Consider the following 17,014-nt stretch of genomic DNA (forward strand, 5'->3'; position numbering starts at 1 on the left):
CCAAATGCGCCAGCTTCTGATTTGCTTTCCAGTATGAGTTATCCTCCTCCGGCACTGTAGATATCCAGCAGCAGATCCGGGTTGGCCCCCTCGCCGACCAGTTCGGACTTCAAGTCGCTCAGGATTGGCAGGTATTTGTCGCGCCGCCTCTCGAGCTTCGGCTCAGGATCCCCCACACCTTCCAGGTCTTTCTCCGTTTCATCCAGTATCGAAAGGAGGTCCGCGGCCAGAGGATCGATGCCCGCGACCAGCGCCACGGGCTCCTTCAACCGCCATCGCAGCAGCCCTGCCATGAGGAAGGGCGCATAGTGGAACCTGGTGTATTTTGTCCCGAGGTTCATCCGGAAGTCCGCAATCGTCCGTTGAACCAACCGCTCGACACTGTGGCGATCAAGAAGCAATGGCGCCGTTGCAGAACGGGACAACAAAAATGCCATGCATGCAGATTCACGCTCCCACACCCAGTCTTCAATCCGGGAAGACAACAGCAATGCAACCGCGCGCTCTTCCTGGGCCTCATCACCAATGATGCGCCCCAGCCCTTGGAAGATCAGCTTCCAGCTTGCGTGATGGCGGGTGAAAGGATGCGTTCGGCTGCCTTTCTGAATGCAGTCTATCAACCAGTCGGCGACCTCTGCCGGACACCGCCGGAACTGCCATGTCAGGAACTTCAGCGCATCGTTGCCCGCTGCTTCATCCGGGTTGTTTCTGCGCAAGCGTCGGCGATTGGTCTCAATCGCCTTTCCGGTAAGTCGGTCCAGACGTTCAATATCCGCCTGTCGGATCTCCGGGGGAAGGTCTCCGTCGCTTGAGATGCAGTATCGACCTGCGGGCCGCATCGCGAGTTTCGCGGCAAGCGCATTCCAGTCAGGCCTGTCGAGATCGACTTCTTGGCCCAAGAGGTCGAACAGTCCGGGAGCCCGGTTGCTTTCTTCCCAGGCTTGACCGGCACAAGGCAGGACGAGCCGGTTCGGGATAGAAGCGCGTGGTGTCAGGCTGTCGACGATCTCCGACCAGGTGCGCGCATCCTCCTGCGCTTCCTCCCAATCCACGGTAAAGTTGCGACCCAGATCGCGCGCTTCCATGAATATCCGGGCACGCCCGGCAGCCGGCTTCTGCTCGACCCACAGAGCCACACGTGACTGGTCTTTCAAGGGCTCACCAAGGCTCACAGTGGCCTTGCGGGGATGTTCGGCGGCCTCCTTGCGCAGATAGACCGAGACCGCTTTCTGGCCTGCCGGAATGGCCAGCGACGCGGGCTCCGGGCTGCGATAGGTTCGGCCGGCTTCCAGAGTTTCGTCCGGACGGACAAGATCAAAGTTCGTGGGTCCCGTCGCGGCAAAGACGATGGTGGAGAGCCGCGGAAGGAAGTCGAAGTAGATCGGTTCTCCGCGGGCCGCGCGACCTGCAGCAATAAGCGCACCGGACGCCGCTGCGGTGGCCGGCAAGTCGATTACTGGGTTACGTGACTTTACGCTGGCGCCTATGCGCGCCTTGAGGCGCCCCTCGGCCAGGGTTTCGACAAGGACGACATCGCAGTCACTTAGATCGTGAGCGGATTGGGGACCATCCGCCACTTCGGCAACATCAAAGGAGCTTAGGTCGAGCGTATCCCAGTCACTGTTCTGCATCCGCAGAACCTCAGGGCGGCAGGTAAGGCCCAGCGCCGCGCGGGCTACGGAACGCGCCACGGCCCGATGGGCCGTGCGGGCCGAAAACCCTGCCTCTCCGATTGCCGCCTCTCGCGCATGTCGCACCAGGTGTTCGTATCCAAGAGCGCAGGGCAGCTGAAGCGCAGCTTCTCTCCGTTCCGGCGCCAGAACCCCGCGCGCCGCGCGCATCAGGAGTTTCTGAACCGACAAGCCCGCTGTGCCGTGACAGACGATGCCAACCCGCTGCCCTTCGGCCACCAGGCCCTCTTCGATCGCGTGCAAAGCTGCGAGGACCGGGCGCCAGACCAGCGTCGTATTGCGGAACTTGCCTTTTGCCAAGGCGGCGAGTAGGTGCTCCTGCGCTTCTTCGCCACCGCTCTGCCCCTCGTCAATCGACACGACATTGTAGGCTGCCCCTTGAGCGGACCCCTTGAAGGCGGAGGCCAGACGGTCGAGATCGGCCTCCTTTTTCTCCAGCAACGCGCGCACAGTGACTCGCCGCTCCTGACGTCCCACTTCGCCCCAGCCCCCGCCCAGACCGTGGGGAGCGAGATCGGCCTGCGGGCCGCCGATCCAGATGCCGGTCTTCTCGTCACCGCTGCGGACAACCGATGAGAGAGGCCCACTGGGAACAATTGTGGTCGGCCCGATCTCCTCTTCTTCCCCCGGCACCGCACGCCAGTTCCGTGCTGTGAAGTCGCGCCAGCCGTTGATGTCGAACCCGCAGAGTTTCCGGTTCGTCATGACGCCCCTCCGTAGATTTCGCTGCGCACGAAGTCCCGCACGGCCTCGAAACCTTGAGCGAGATCAGCGCCGGCCGGGCCCAATGCGATGGCCCTGACCCTGGCCTTGCCGCGGATCGCCTCGATGGTTTCGGCCTTGCCGCGCGCAGGGGTCATGATGAGACCATGCCTCAGCACCTCGTTGGCGGCGAGTTGTTGCAGCTGCTGCAACAGCATCGCGGCTTCGTTGGCCTCGGGTTCGAGCTCAAGGCGTCGGAGGGTATGGGGCGTCCAGACAGCCACACGTCTTGGCAGTTCGTCGCGAGTTGGGTCGGAGACGCGCAGCGCAACATGTGCGCGTGCCAGGCTCAGCTGCGTGCCGGGGAGTTCCGGTCGAGACTGAACCTCGACGATACGTCCTGTCTCGCGCAGCCAGAACACAGCGATCGGGCGATCCTGTTCGAACCATCGCCCGAGCTCAGCTTCGGCATTCCAGGAGATCGGTGACTGGGCGATCAACTCGGCTTCTTCCAGTTCATCGATGGCAAGAATGATCGCCAGCACCGCGAAATCCGTCCAGGTTTGTGCCTGCCAGGCCCAGAGGTCGTCCTCGGTGCGTTGCCGCAGCAAAAGACGCTGCCAACACTCGTAGACCTCACGATAACTCTTGTCTTGCATCAGAACATAGTTCGGCGTGACGTCAGCCCCTGCCACAGACACACCGAGGTCCGCCAACCTGCGCGCAAGGCTCTTACAGGATTTCCGAAATCCTTCGACCTGAGCAAAGCGCGTGCTGGCCTTCGCACGATCATGCTCCCGCAGCCATTCGCGGGCGACGTCCGCGGCCAGCCTCGCATAGGCGTGCAGCACGCGGTTCTCGAGCGTATCGAAGTTTTCACGTCGGACCGTCGCGAGAATGCGCTGCGAGGATCCCGCGCGCTCGGCAATCGAGGTTCCTGGCTGCCGGCTCAGCCAGACCATCGAAGCCCGGTCCATTTCCTGCACCCGGTCGAGCGGCGTCAGTTCCCGGCGGCGACGCAACACTCTTCGAATGCGCTTTTCGAGGTCGCGCAGCACCGGCAGCATGTGCCGGGACTGGCGCACGATCTCGGCCATTTTCGGGTCTTCCTCGTCCTCGGCACGGCGCCAGGCTTCACGCAGGCGCCCCCAGGTATTGCTCGGGTCTTCAAGTGCTTCTTCCAGTTCCTGGATGCGCGCCAACACTTCATTCATGTGCTGCAGCGCGCGTGCGCCTTCTATTTCGGCTTCTGTCGCCGGCTCATGTCCCTTTCTCGGCCGAACGGGGAAACCCTGCCGCGCCGGCGACAGCGCCGCCTCACGCTTCGGATAAGGAAATAGGACGAGACGCCGGCGCTGCCCGCGCACTTGGGCCGAGAGCAGCGTGGCAGCCTCCTGCCCCAGCGACCCCTCACCCTCGCGCTCTCCAAACAGGCAGTCCTCCGGTCCGAAAGTCGCACCATTCTGAAGCCCATGGGACGACCAGGGACGCGTTAGATAACGCATCAACGCGTGACTCCACTCCAGACGAATTGACCGGTGTCTTCGGATTGCGACACGCACTCTTCTATGGCTTGGGCCAGCGCTTCGTCACCCAGGTCGCGTTCTACAAAGGCCATGAGTTTCGAGAACTGCGGTCCGACCATATCGACCTCGACGCCGCGCAGCTTAGGCAGGAGACGCATCTCGACCTGGTCAGCAAGGGCATCGTCAATCCCCCTGCCCCCTTCGATTTCGGGATAGTTCGCAGCATAGGCCATGATGGCGCGGCCGAGGCGATGCCCAAAGGGACGCTTGAACTCGCGCATCAGGTCTACCATCTGCTCGAGACGCTTGTTCAACTGCGCGTCGCCGTCGACGTCCGCGATCGGGCGCACCCATTTGGACCAAGTTTCGCGAGACAGCGCCATCGTGTCTTCCAGAGTTCCTTCCGCGCGACCGTTCTTGATCTTTTTTGGAGCCGAGAACCGGAGGATGTTTGCCCGGTCCACGACCTTGTCCGACAGGGATTGTGTGCTTTCGTCCTCGTTCATCGTGCCGGCGAAGAGCAGGTTGTAGCCCGGGAAAATCCGCGGCGGGTTCTGCATCTTGGGAATTTCGAGCTCGATTTCGGCATCTTTGCGCAGGTTGTCGTCGCCCACCTTGTCTGGCCGCGGGCGGCTTTCCAGGCGGCTGAGGAAATCCGAGAAGTAATATTCAACCCGGGCGAGGTTCATCTCGTCGAGCAGAACCATCATCATGCGGTCTTCGAGCGCGTTATCCGTGTTATGGATTTCGTCCAGGGCCCAAAGCGCCCGCGCCATGTCGGTGGGACGGAACTTGCCCTCGATATAGTTGTAAAAGCCCATAAGGTCTTGGGGGCTGTCCCAGCGCGGCTGAACCGGAACCTGAAGGAAGCCGATGCCCATGCCGGCAGCATATTGACGCGGAAGCTGGCTTTTGCCGGTGCCCGAGATCCCGGCCAGCACGGCCATCTGCGTCGTTTCGTTGACCTTCATCGCCGTGTGGAAGGCGCGAAGCGTGCGCGCCGGATAGTCCAGTCCCGATGCCCGCAGACGCCGCTCTACACGTTTGATGGCGTCCGCTTCATTCTCGCGCGGTGCATTCTCCCAATTTCGCATCTGCGCAATGACCGGCGGCGTCTCCTTGAGTTCGCGTAGCGGACCTGTCTCGGTGCCTCCGTCTGGAGCGTGACCTTCCTTCCTGGCGATCTCCGCACTCAGATAGGCGAGCCGCGCCTCGAGCGATCCGCGGTTTTCCTGAAGAGTTTCCAGCTCGCCCCGCAGTCGGCGGACTTCCTGTGCTTGAGCAGCCACCTCGCTTCCGACGCGGCCATGTTCGGCTTGGGCGTCGGCCAGGCTTTGAAGTTCTGTTGCAACCTGTGCTTTGGTTTCGCTGAGCTCCTGTTCAGCCGTGTCGACCCGATCCTCAAGCGTCTTGACAGAGGCTTCGAGGTCGCTCCGCCGGGCTTCCAGCGCGCCTCGACGCTCCTCCAAGCCTTCAATTTCGCCTTTCTGCCGACGCAATTCTTGTGTTTGTGCTGCCAACTCGGCGCCCAGACGGCCATGTTCGGTCTGCGTCTCGGCCAAGGCCTCGCGTTCCGTGGCGACCCGCGCCCGAACTTCGCCCAGCTCCTGCTCCTGCCCGGCGATCCGACCCTCGAGCGTTGCAGTCGTCGTTTCGAGCTCGTGGCTCCGAGCCTCGAGCCGGGAAACCTTGTCCTCGGCGTCCTCGAGCTTTTGCAGCGTGTCGTGCAGCTCTTCGACCTCGGCAGCGATCTCTCCGTGCTCGCGCTTCAGGGCGTCGATGCGGCCGACGAGATCTTCGGCCTTTTCGAGCCGCTCCTTGATCTTGTGATACTCTGCCCGTAGCGGCCCCAGTTCGGCCTCGAGTGTCTGGCGCTCGATCGTCACCTCCTCGATCTCGCGGCGCACCGCTGCAACTTCTTCGCGGCGCTCGCGATTGCCCTCCCATTCGGTCAGAAGCTCCTCTTTCTGACGTCGCAGGCCATCGACTTCGGCCTGAAGGTCGGCGGAGACCGCCATGGCCTCACGACGTTTGGCAAGTTCGTCTTCAAGATCGTCCATCAAACGCTGCTTCTCTTCCAAGCGCTTGTCGTAGACAGCCAGCTCCTCGATTGGGCCGGCTGCCGCCACGGCGCGGTCGTGCCGAACAGCCAGAAACAGCTGGATCGCCGCGAGCAACATCAGCACGCCGGCGACGGCGAGAACGAGTATCGTGTTGTCAGTCAGCATTTGTCAGTCTTCCTCGCTCATCACCGGTCTGCGGTTCCGCATCATCTTCGCCGTTGCTAACGGCAGGGTCTGCAGGGGCATCGCCCACTTGGAGACGCGCCTCACGTAAGTTATTCTCAATGGCTCTAAGTTCGGCTTCATGAACGGAAATGTCCTCACGCAGCTGATTAAGCTGGCCAGTCTGTTGGGCCAGCTCGTCAGCGACCGCTGCCTGCTCCGCTCGGTCGACACGGAGCCTGGCCTCAACGTCCTGGGCCTGTGATCGCAATCCGTTCAGATCCTGCGTGTTCTTGCGCAGCTCGTTCCCAAGACGCTCAAACTCTTGCTTTCGAACCGAGATGTCACCGTCCAGTTGCGACAGCTGTTCCCTCTTCTCGGTGAGACCTGCGTCGACTTGCTCCTGCTCCGTGCTGCGGCTGCGGAGCGTCTCTTCAATTGCTTCCAGTTGGGCCCGGGCTTTCTCAACACCGTGCGTTGCCGCTTCCCACTGATCTTCGAGGTTTGCGAGCTCTGATTGGCGTGCGGCGATGGTGTCGCTCAGTCGCGCAAGCCGTTCTGTTTTCTCGTTTACATCTGCGGTCACGGAGGCCTGCTCGACGCGTAGCGTGCTCAATGCTTCCTTGGCCGCGTTCGTTTGTGCCTGCGCCGTCTCAACTGTTTCACCCAGCGCGATGCGCCGAGTTTCAAGACGCTCGATATCGGTTTGGAGGCTCGCCGCGCGTCCGCGCAGTTCATGAACCCGGGACAACTCGGTGTCTGCATCGCTCCGCGCAGTCGTGAGGCTTGCCCGAAGCTCTTCAGCTCGGGTTTCCATGTCCGGCAGTGCGGTTGAAAGCTCGGAGTGACGCGCCGCAAGTCGGTCCGTGTCAGCCTGCAGCCGATTGACCTCAGCGCGTTTCGCTTCGAGATTCTCGACCTCGCGCTCGGCCGTGGTGATCTGGAGCTGTAGAGTGTTCAGTTGGCTCTGTCGTTCCGCGAAATCCTTCTGCACCTGTTCGAGCTGCTGACTGACAGTTTCCAGCTGTGCCTGGGACCGCTGAAGCTCGGTCTCGGCGATCTGAGCGCGGTTGCGCAGCTCCTCGGACCTGATCGTCGCGCCCTTGATTTCACCCTCGACCTCGGACTTCCGCGCTACCAGCGTTTCCAGATCCTCCTGAGCTTCCTCAAGTCGCGTGCTTGCTTCGGCGAGGCTTTCGTTGACTTCCTCCAGACGCTGCCGTGCAGCCTCCTCGCTTGCGGTCAAAGAGGCGAGTTGCCCGCGGGCATCATTTTCGTCCTTTCCCAGTTGCTCAACACGCTCAAGTAGACGGGACTCGTCGTTCTGCAGCTGCGCGACACGGCGCTCCTGGGCCCGCAGGTCTTCTACCTGCGGCGCCAGCGCGTCCACGTCTCCTTGAAGGTCGGCGCGTCTACGTTCAAGACGAGAAACCGCATCTGAAACCTCTGCATGTCGCACCTCCTCCTCACTCCGCGCCGCGCGCAGCTCCTCGATTCCGGACCGAAGACTCACGGCCTCGGCTTCCAGTGCAACCCTCCGCGATTCCGCGTCCTCGTTGTTGCGGGTCAGGCGGTCAGCTTGGGAAATGGTTTGACGCGCCTCGGCAAGACGTGCCTGCACATCAGCAAGCTCGTCCCGAGCCGCGGCCAGTCGCGCCTGTGCATCAGCTTCCTGTTGAGCGGCACTGCGCCTGCTGGATTCGGCCAGGGCCACTTCCTGCGTCAGGTTGGCTTTCTGGTCCGAGAGCGAGGTGAGATCCTCGCGCATCGTGGCGACGTTGGCACGCGTCGTCTGCAGCTGACCGTTGTAATGCTCGAAGTCTTCGGCGATGCGTCCGTATTTCTGATCAAGCGAGTTAACGGCAAACACCAGATAGCCGCTTGCGCAGATCGCCACCACGCCCAGCACTGCCGCAATCGCGGTGTTTCGGCTCGACTTACGATAAGTCTTGTTCGACTCGGTCAAGGCATCCCTCCATGTCCTTTGCCAATTCGTCGACCCAGAAGCGGCGCACGCGCCAGCCGAGCGACTTCAATTGATGATCCCGCCAGAGGTCTGACGTCTTGCGCCGTCCATCCTGGCTTTCGTGCCATTTGCGCCCGTCGACCTCGAGATCGAGCTTCACGCCGTTCGCGCCGAACAACGCAAAATCCAATCTCCGCCCCGCAATCTCGAATTGTGGTTGCGGTTCAAGCCCGCGCGTCTTCAGGGCGTGGTAAACCTTGCGCTCCCATCCGCTGTCGAACACGCCTTCGCCGCCACCCTTGCGGGGCTCAGTCGCCATGGCGGCCAGCCGGCGTAAGGGCCTGGACTGACTGGAACGGGCGAACTCCAGGTCTCCGAACACCATCGCAATGGCTCTGGCACGGGAGATCGCGACGTTGAGACGGCGCGTGTCCCTTTGAAAGAAGGTCAGGCCGGACTGTGGACTGCGCGGCCCGACGCAGGGAGAAAACATCACCAGATCACGTTCTTGACCTTGAAAACCGTCAACCGTTCCGATCTTCAGTTCACACGCAATTCGCTTCGGCTCCTCGATTGCTTGGCAGATCCCGTCTTCCAGTGCCGCGACTTGGGCCCGGAAGGGAGTGATCACGCCGATAGTGCCCTCATAGCCTTCATCTTTCAGAAGTTTTCCGATGTGTTTCACGATTGCCGCAACCTCGGCCGGATTGATGTTGCCTGCCTGAGCGATTAAGGGCGCAGGAACATTCTCCCAGGCGAGGCCCGGTTTGGCACCCTTTGGGACGACGAGTCCTCGCGGGTCGTAGGACGCCTGCAGTTGGCCTCCATAGAAATTTTCGCTGATGTAATCGACAATTGGACCAGCTGATCGATACTGATGCCGCAGGGTGATCCTCTGGGCGCCAGGTGTGCGGGATGCGAAATCGAACAGAGATCTCCTGCTTTGCGCAAAACGCCCCATCTTTGCTACAGGGAGCCCCTGTGCCTGCATGAGGTTGCGATCCTGAGCCTGCCCCAATTGTGCGATGAAAGATAATTGGCGATCATCTCCTACGACGACGGCGCGTTTCGCACGGGCAAAGAGAGGGATCGCTGTGGCGATGTCGCACTGGCTCGCCTCGTCGAAGATCACCAGATCGAACAGACCGTCATCAAGAGGAATGCGTCGCGGCGTTCCCAGGATCGACGCGAGCCATAGCGGTCGGTAAGATACCAACGCCTTCGCCAGGTCTGCCGGCGGCTGCCCCTTGCCGCCAATGAACTGCCAATCGTCCGAGAGCTCAGCCAGCTCGCGTCTTCTGTCTTCCGACAAATGCGCGCGGACCGACAGGAGCCGCGGAAGCAGCCGGACAGCCAAGTCCCGAACCCTCTCTCCAAGCTCGATGGGATCGTCTGGTGTGCCGAGCTCTTCTTTTGAGACACGCAAATCGGACAGCAAAACGCGCAAGTCGCGGAGGCTCATGCCACGTCGCTCGGCGTTCTGGAGTGAAGTGGGCGTCTCGTTGTTCAGCCCGGAGAGAGCTGATCGCAGCCACTGCATTAGCCGTCGAAGGAGGCCTGGCGAGACGACAGCAGTCGCCTCTGATGAACTTTCAACCCGCCCCCGTGCTTCACGGAGTTCGATACGCTCCAGGACGTCAGCGATCTCGCACTCCAGCTCGGCGATCCGATCAATCGCATCAACCGCGTGTCGCCGCTGAGAGGCGAGATCGACCAACTCCGACACCGCAAGCTCGTCGACAGCACCGGTTTTTGCCCTGTTCTCGTTGTCGATCAATTGCTTCAGTGCGTCCGAGAAGCTGGTATCAATCTCGTCATTCGGGTTCAGCGTGCGAACCGAAAACGGCACGTCAGACGCGAGAGATCCCAGTCGATCCTCAACTGCATCCAGAGCCTGATGGTTCTTTGACGCGACCAGAACACTGCCGCCGGCGGAAAGGACAGAAGCTGCCATGGAGACGATTGCCTGGCTCTTGCCGGTGCCCGGCGGCCCAGTCACGACCGTCAAAGGTGCCTCGCACGCACCTTGAACAGCGCGCAGTTGCTCCCGGTTCAGGGGCACTGCGTCCACCGCCGGGACCGGGTCCAAGTTGGCCGAACCCTCGATCCCAAGCACGCCCCCCAAGGCAGAGCGGGACATGCGTTCGCGTGGCCAGCTGGCGATTGAGTCGAGATCACGCGCAGCCCCCGCCGTGAACGAGGAGTCCGTCGGCAGGAAAATCGCGGCGCTGTCGTAGATGCCCTGCGCAGAGCCGTCGATCTGAGAGACAAGGTCTTCGCCTATGATCCGACCGCGGACCTGGCTTGCCACGGCGGTCCTGACCCTGTCCAGGAAATCGGAAGCGCGTAATCCGATGCCATCACCAGCGTGAAAGAGATCCGCCAGATCGTCCCGTTTCCACCCGCTAAGGCGGGCAGCATTCTTGACCCAATCCGGGTTGATCAATACGTCGTTTGCATCGACCGACAACACCAAGCACTCGCCCTCGCGGATCCAGCTGGCGGACAGCATTCCAACAGGTTGAAAGATCGGCACGCCTCCCCGCCGGCCGACCGCCATCGGCCAACCAACGGCAAGCGCGTTCTCATTGCCCTCCCGACGCACGAGCGCTTCCTGAAAGCTCGGATCAAGCGCCGAAAGCGCGAGAGAAATCCGCAACCTCTGGCCGTCATCCGGCTTGACCGGCCCCCGCCCGGCTATGAGTGCCCATTCGATGCCATGCTTGTCGAGAACCTGGGTTGTGGCGCCTCGTGGATCGGCCCGCAACGCTGAGCGCCAGTATCGAAGAAGCGCTGCTGGATCCGCTGCAGTATCTTCGCTGACTTCGGTTTCGGGCTGCTCTCTTGCGACCTCTTCCATGTCAAAAGTGGCTGGCGCGGCGTGAATGATATCTGCCTGCCTCGCTATATCCTGAGCGTGGACGGCGACCGAACTACGCGCCCCATTGGTTAAACCCGCCTGTTTGGCGCGCCAACGACCATCCCGCGCCTTCTCGACCAGACCATCTCGCATGAGCTGATCGAGCTCGGACACCGCAGCCAGCCGTTTGTCATGTGAGAAGCTTGCACCGACAAGGACGAGCAATTCCTCCGTGGTTCGACCTCGCGGAAAGGCGCGCACTGTATTCAGAACCAATGACATCAAGAAATACCTGAAATCTGGCGCGGACCTGCGCGCCTACTCCAACCTTTAAACGCGCTGAGCAGTGTCCCTATATAGTAGTTTCAATGCCACTCAGCTTTGCACGCAGCGGATTATCGTTGCCGAATGAGAACCATCTTTCACCAGGCGCAGTTATGCGTATCATCCGAGCCTTTATACCTAAAGGCAGCGCTCCGACGCTTTCTTCAAGCCGAAAGATACTCTTTAGGCAGCGGTGCACAACCGGAAATTTGGAATTTGGAGATTGATGTGCAGCGCAGGGTGACTGCCTGCGCCCTCTACGGTTCGACTTACAATAAACGAGCAATGTCCTTTTGAGAGATGTGGCGGCACCACCGCTCCCAGCGCGCGCTCTGCGTCAGTCTCGCAAACGTAAAGCCCCTTTGTGCGCCTTCGAAATCATCTTGAGCGCTTTACACAGCCGGGACGCATGTGCGGCTTGCCCTTTCCCCTTAACTGCATCCACCGATCCGAAAACGCTTCGCGTTACCGTGAACTGAAGCGGTGGATGCCCCCACCAGCGGCATCTCGTATGACATGATGTTTCCCATCGGAAGCAAGTGCAGGGCACAGCAATGACGACGACAATCTACATGCGCGCGTTCGATTTGGCGAAGGGCCACTTGCAGGTCTGCGCAGTCGCAGCGGATGGGACGGCTTCATACGATCGGGTTTTGTCGCGGGCTCGTCTGACAGCGCTTCTGGCCGAGCACTCGGCTTGCGTCGTGGCGGTGGAAACCTGCGCCACATCGCTTTACTGGGTCCGCGTGGCGCAAGACCACGGCCATGAGGTCCAGCTCGTCCCGGCAGCCTACGTTAAGATATTCGTTGAGCGCCAGAAGAACGACCGCGCGGATGCTCAAGCCATCGCGGAGCCAGCCATGCGTCCGACCATGCGGTTCGTGGCGGTCAAGAGTGCCGAGACACAGGCCCGCACGTCGTCTGCGTCAGCCGGCGAGCGTTGGGGCCGAAGAGACATTCCTCGGCCCCGAACAACTATTCCCTAAGGGTTCCGGCCAGCCGCTCAGCCTCCTGCAGCTTCACGACATCCGATAGCCGCTTCGCGAGATTGAGGAACGAGGATCTGAGCATGATCAACGCCTGCCCTTGGGGAGATGTCGATGTTTCACGGTATCCGCCGGACAGGTCACATTCGTCGAGAACGACCCAGGAGGTCGTTTCCTCATTGATCCTGGGGTCGAGCCTCGCGGCCAGATCACGAAGGATATTGATTTTCTCCTTCGTGAAGCTTTCAGGGGTCAGGTCGCCTTGGCGCAATTCCTCAACCTGTTGCAGGGGGTCGTCGCTCAGTTCACCGCCGAATTCGGTCTCGGCTTCGGAAATGGCGAGAGCCACGGATTCAGCGGCAAGGAGGGCCTCGTAGATGGCGCGTGTGAAGGGGTTCGACCGTTTGCTGTCATTAGTCATCGATCTGCTCCTTCATCCCTGTTGAGAAGGGCGATGGCTCTTGCGCATCCATCTTCCGGATTGCATCGGAGAGCGCATCGTGGAGCAGACAGATTTCTTCCACATAGGGCGCCGCCGGATCGAGGCTTGCAAAGCAACCTGCCTCTGGGCGATCCTGATCGTGGACGTTCTCGAGGGCCAGAAGCGATAGCAGGGCAACCGTTTCACCGATGAGGCGCCGAGTGACGGGTTGCGGCTGCTCGAGATCGGCGAGCCACCGTTGCGCCCGACGAAGCCACGGCCGCCCTCCGAGCAGCAGGGCTGCGTTCTGGATGGCTTCGTGATGATCTTCCGCAAAGCGGTGCAGCGCGGTGGCTGGCTGGGGAATATCGAACATGGCTGTTCTCCATTCTATGCCTCGGCAGGATTGCCGCAGGCTACAAGAGTGACCTCCGCTCCTTTCCGGTTACGTTCGGCGAGGCGTCTCCGCTTCGGGTTGATGTATGTGAGGGCTGCTTGCCTTCCTGCTGCTTCCACGAAGGCAGGCAGCAGGAAGGTAAGTCGGGCCTCAGGTGACTGATTTGATTTGATATTTCCGTTTTGCAGGTCTGAGCACCCCAAGCAATTTCATAGGGAATACGCGATCGCGGCAGCAGCGCTTCCGCTGGTTCAATCGGCTTACATTCTCTCAAATTCTTCGCTCTTGGCGTATGCGGAGCGTTCTTTTCTGCGCGTCCTCAGACCGAGGGACGTGCAGAAATGAACGTCTCCGGGCCCCGTCATACGAAGTCGAACAGCGCCCTTCCCGCATCGTCCACAATGTCCATCAGAGAAGCTTGCCCCTGCATCCGTTGAGCCTTTTTCACCATCTCATCCTGATACGCAGCGGCGGTCTCTGGCGACGTCTGGCCGTTTGCAGAAAGGGCCATGTCCGTGCCGGCTGCTCCCAGTTCAACTCCGAGAAAAGTGTGCAGGATGGTCCGCGCGATATGCTCACCGGTGCCGAAGATCTGACGCCAGCAATCGGAGACGTAATTGTAAGCCACCTCTTCGCCATCGTTCCTCATGAAGAGAGGTCGTGCGGTATCGAGGCAATTCGCGCGCATGTATTCCAGCCAAACCGGGTCACAATCACGCAGGATCAGAGCATCCAGAAAGAGGTTCAGGCGTGGATCGATCTTTGCGTCGTAGATTTGGCCATCCTTGGAAAGCTCGAGGTGCAGCTCATAGGAGCCGTCACGCCAAATCAAATTCTCTCCGAATTTGATCCGGGTATCGGCCAGACGAACCGGCAGCACTGAAAACAGCGCCAAGGCTGCCGAACAGTTCCTGCGCGCCTGGCGGGACCTCGGGCACTTGAACCCCTTTGACTCTTCCAGGATCCCAGTGGCGCGGTCGATGATCGCGGCAGGGGAGTATCCGGTTTTCTGAAGCTTGCCATATTTCTGCTTAGGGGCTCTGCGGGTCTTTGCTTCACTTGCCCGGATGAGCTCCGCCAGAAGAACCATAACTGCGCGATCAGCATCAACGTAGTGGCCGCATTTCAACAACGCCGAGAAGGCGGCGAGCTGCGTCGCGGCCGCCAGGTCACGTTTTCGCATGTCGCGGGCATAGGCTTTCACGGCCTCAATCGTGAACGCCTCGGGCAGTGCGGCCTTTCTGGCCGAACAGGCCAATTGGCGCAGCTTCATCCGGTAGGTCGGGATCATCTTGGGCGAAGGCGCCATGGCGCCTGGTCGATCAATGCCAGCCACCATGTCCGCCAGTGCTTCCTGCCAGGAGGTGGGCAACTCGTGGTCCGGGATCGAGTGCTTGAGGGGGCGCGGCTTCGCCACCCCCACCTTTTGCGGTCTCGCCCCGGCTTCCTTCTGACGGATGGCATCAGTCAGAACAAGGATCGCGGGCTGCCCCGGGAACACCGCCTCCATCGCTTGCTTGAGGTTTCGCAGGCGGTTGGCTGACTGGTAGCCTTCGTCAAAAGAAAGAAAATCGGACATCGTGAGGTCCCAGATCGAGGCGAGTTTTCGGCCTTCGACAAACTCAAGGAACTTGTCCAGGATCCGCATCTGCGGTGCCGTCACCCGCTCGGGGTACAGCGTCGCGACCATGGGATCCCACCGCGGGTGTTTCATGATGTCTTCGACAGTTCGGCGGTCAGGTTTCTTCATGCCCCGAGCCCCGTCAGATCGAGCACGTATTTCTGCACCTCAGAGCGCTGCGTGCGTTTGTTTACCCAGCCATAGTTGCGCCGGGCCGTTCCCACCGAGTCGTCCAGCAACCGCTCGATGAGGTCCCATCTGCCTGGATTGGCCTGGATAAGCAGCGAGGCCAATCCATGACGGAAGTTGTGCGGGGTCATTGGCAGGCCCTCGAGCCGGGTCTCGCGCTTGAACCAGTTGAGGAAGGTCCTGTAATTCAAGCTGCCCCCCGTCTCGATGCCCGGAAACAGGAACGGGCTCGTGTCGGCGTCGGGATACAGCGGGTGGATCGTGCTCTTGAACCACTCGATGACTTCGAGACCGTTCAGGTTGCCACGCTTGATCGGCGCCCAGATCTCATTGTCGTTCTTGGTAAGCTCCATCGGGAGATCAATTGTGGCATGATCCGTCATCCGGCTTGGCAGGTGGAAGGTGATGCCCTTTCCCCGGATCCTGAGGTTCAGGGCGTTCTCGATCCTGATCGGGGCCCCGCGCGTTTCGAGTGCACAGAGGGCCGCAACGGAGCCAATGGAGCGCACTGCCTCAAGTTCGCTCTGGGTAAGCGCGCGTCCGTTTTTCGTGCATTCGTCGATTGCCCCCTGGGCCTTGTTGCGAAGCTGAACGTGCATCGACAGGAATGCCAGGCTCAGGCTTTTTGATCCGAGCAGGGTTTCGCAGAATTTCTGCGCCTTGGGCGACATTCCCTTGTTCTGCTTCTTCCCCTCGTTCAGGAACCTGTTGTTCTTCACGTGCTGCTTGATCTGGTCCGGCGACACGTCGTTCCGCCTCATCACGGTCCCGATGGCCTTGATGTAGTCATGAGCGGTTCGGCCCGAGATCTGGCCCGGATCCTGCGTATTCGCAGTCCAGCGGCGGATCACCAGCGTGGTGTTTTCCGGGGTAAGCAGGTCCGTCAAGCGGTCCTGCTCGGTGATCCGCGTGCATTCCGACAGGGTGCTGACAAATTTCCGCAAAGCGGCGGTCTTAAACGAGATGTCGTCTGCCGAGTTCGCCCCTTCGTAGGTCCCCTCCACAGGGTCCATTTCGCCGCGGGTCGCGACGGAAACCCAAGAGACGATTTCCTTTGCGATATGTGCCGGAACGCCGGGAAGCATGTTCAGACGCAGGGCGACCGGTTTGCCAAACGGAGTGACCGGCAGAAACGGCTTGATCGATGGCAAGTCTCGGATTCGGTCCAGGCGCCGCAGAGCGGACTGGACCGATTTCCATTCGTTCCCGTTCAAATTCGGCCGGAGTTCCCCGAGCCAGTCCTGCGAGACCTGCTTCGGGTCCTTCCCATGTTGCCGTGCCAGATCTGCGAGTTTGCGAACCGGGATCAGCATCTGGGTCGGATAACCGCCCTCACCGGGCTTGCCGACCAGCTCACCCAGAGCGATGAGAAGGGACGACCATTCGTCCTGCCTTGCACGGCGCGCCTGCTCTTCCATCAGTTGTCCCGAACAGCCCTTGATCGCGGCGATCACCTTGCGACGCCAGGCCTTGTAAGCCTTCTCGGTCTTGAACTGTTTAGGATCGAACCCGTCGAGCGGAAAGCGGCGCTTGAAGTCGGAAAGGTCTGCCGGGATTTGCGACAGAGATTGGTTCGCATGGAGTGGGCCACACCGTTTCACCGGAGTAACGTAATCAGTTTTGTGTTCAGCGATGGTCCAGTCCAGGACCTGCTGGAACGTCATCGGAGCAATAGGTTTGAGAAGGGTCATGGGGCCTCGTTTTGTTGTCCGCTAAATGACAGATTGGCCGTTCTGCAAGAAACCGAAGCCGAAAATGACAAATACTCTTTCGCTTGCCTGATCCGAAAGTTCAGGGGTGTTTGTCATTTTGTCCGCTCCAGCTGTCATCTGTCCGTTGTTCGACCAACGTCCTGCCCAGGTGTCATTTTCGCGGTATGCTGATGGGGTTTCGGGCAAGGCTGCACCCCGCTGACAGACAAAAGAAAACCTCCTTTCCGGGTGCGAAAAGGAGGTGGACCCCGAGGGGTGGTTTCAGAAATGTCAATCGGCAGGCAATCTTGACCCCCTATCGGCATTCAAAAATGACCCCCTGGATCGCTCGGGTAGCTGGCCCGATGCGGTGTAGCCCTCACACAGCGCAGCCGTATCGGGCCAGCGGGTTCAC

The 17,014-nt window shown here is 60.6% G+C and carries 10 protein-coding genes; 1 reads left to right on the plus strand and 9 read right to left on the minus strand.

Going from position 1 to position 17,014, the window contains the following annotated elements; all coding sequences use genetic code 11:
• Positions 1-38: 38 nt before the first annotated feature.
• Genes VOI27_RS07540 through VOI27_RS07560 form a run of 5 tightly spaced genes read right to left on the minus strand, consistent with a single transcriptional unit; the run spans position 39 to position 11,252 of the window.
• Positions 39-2,396 carry a hypothetical protein gene (locus VOI27_RS07540; RefSeq protein WP_323764701.1) on the minus strand — a complete coding sequence of 786 codons (2,358 nt, stop codon included), beginning with the start codon at positions 2,394-2,396 and terminating at the stop codon, positions 39-41.
• A complete protein-coding gene (locus tag VOI27_RS07545) occupies positions 2,393-3,898 on the minus strand; it encodes a DUF2357 domain-containing protein (RefSeq protein ID WP_323764713.1) in 1,506 nt (501 codons plus the stop codon). Before VOI27_RS07545 ends, VOI27_RS07540 begins: the two co-directional genes overlap by 4 nt.
• Positions 3,898-6,147 carry a chromosome segregation ATPase-like protein gene (locus tag VOI27_RS07550; protein ID WP_323764702.1) on the minus strand — a complete coding sequence of 750 codons (2,250 nt, stop codon included), beginning with the start codon at positions 6,145-6,147 and terminating at the stop codon, positions 3,898-3,900. The genes VOI27_RS07545 and VOI27_RS07550 overlap by 1 nt, the downstream gene beginning before the upstream one ends.
• Complete coding sequence (locus tag VOI27_RS07555; RefSeq protein WP_323764703.1) at positions 6,137-8,110, minus strand: hypothetical protein; 1,974 nt, start codon at positions 8,108-8,110, stop codon at positions 6,137-6,139. The genes VOI27_RS07550 and VOI27_RS07555 overlap by 11 nt, the downstream gene beginning before the upstream one ends.
• Complete coding sequence (locus VOI27_RS07560) at positions 8,082-11,252, minus strand: AAA domain-containing protein (RefSeq protein ID WP_323764704.1); 3,171 nt, start codon at positions 11,250-11,252, stop codon at positions 8,082-8,084. The genes VOI27_RS07555 and VOI27_RS07560 overlap by 29 nt, the downstream gene beginning before the upstream one ends.
• Before the next feature lie 614 nt (positions 11,253-11,866).
• On the opposite strand from VOI27_RS07560, the gene VOI27_RS07565 reads away from it, so the two are divergent.
• Positions 11,867-12,280: an IS110 family transposase gene (locus tag VOI27_RS07565; RefSeq protein ID WP_416374654.1), complete on the plus strand. Its 414-nt coding sequence runs from the start codon at positions 11,867-11,869 to the stop codon at positions 12,278-12,280.
• On the opposite strand, the gene VOI27_RS07570 is transcribed toward VOI27_RS07565, so the two are convergent.
• The 4 genes from VOI27_RS07570 to VOI27_RS07585 form a co-directional block, all read right to left on the minus strand.
• Positions 12,270-12,701, minus strand: a complete 432-nt coding sequence (locus VOI27_RS07570) for a hypothetical protein (protein WP_323764705.1) — start codon at positions 12,699-12,701, stop codon at positions 12,270-12,272. The genes VOI27_RS07565 and VOI27_RS07570 overlap by 11 nt on opposite strands.
• Positions 12,694-13,077 (minus strand): hypothetical protein, encoded by a 384-nt coding sequence (locus tag VOI27_RS07575; protein ID WP_323764706.1) that lies wholly within the window; start codon positions 13,075-13,077, stop codon positions 12,694-12,696. The genes VOI27_RS07570 and VOI27_RS07575 overlap by 8 nt, the downstream gene beginning before the upstream one ends.
• A gap of 382 nt (positions 13,078-13,459) precedes the next feature.
• Positions 13,460-14,848 (minus strand): hypothetical protein, encoded by a 1,389-nt coding sequence (locus tag VOI27_RS07580; protein ID WP_323764707.1) that lies wholly within the window; start codon positions 14,846-14,848, stop codon positions 13,460-13,462.
• A complete protein-coding gene (locus VOI27_RS07585) occupies positions 14,845-16,599 on the minus strand; it encodes a hypothetical protein (RefSeq protein WP_323764708.1) in 1,755 nt (584 codons plus the stop codon). The genes VOI27_RS07580 and VOI27_RS07585 overlap by 4 nt, the downstream gene beginning before the upstream one ends.
• Positions 16,600-17,014 lie beyond the last annotated feature (415 nt).

It is taken from the genome of Marinovum sp., from assembly GCF_034669705.1.
Taxonomy (GTDB): Bacteria; Pseudomonadota; Alphaproteobacteria; order Rhodobacterales; family Rhodobacteraceae; genus Marinovum.